This window comes from Staphylococcus pasteuri, from assembly GCF_030547725.1.
Classification (GTDB): domain Bacteria; phylum Bacillota; class Bacilli; order Staphylococcales; family Staphylococcaceae; genus Staphylococcus; species Staphylococcus pasteuri.
In genome coordinates, this window is sequence record NZ_JAUOQO010000799.1 from 1 (window position 1) to 243 (window position 243).

Here is a 243-nt window from a genome sequence, read left to right on the forward strand (position 1 = left end):
GGCCAAATTCCTGGCGTACGTAAAGCTAGCTGGTAATAAAAAGAGACTGAAAGGAGGCAACAATCAATGACACTGAATGATCCAATCTCAGATATGCTAACTCGTGTAAGAAACGCTAACATGGTTCGTCACGTTAAATTAGAATTACCTGCAGCTAATATCAAAAAAGAAATTGCCGAAATCTTAAAAAATTAAGGTTTCATTAAAAAAGGTGAATACGTATAATACGATAAACTAAGTGTT

1 pseudogene is annotated in these 243 nt (G+C 34.6%); it reads left to right on the top strand.

The features are described 5' to 3' along the window. Positions 1-66 precede the first annotated feature (66 nt). A pseudogene (rpsH, locus tag Q4528_RS15545) lies at positions 67-192 on the top strand (30S ribosomal protein S8); the annotation flags it as partial. Between the last annotated feature and the right edge of the window lie 51 nt (positions 193-243).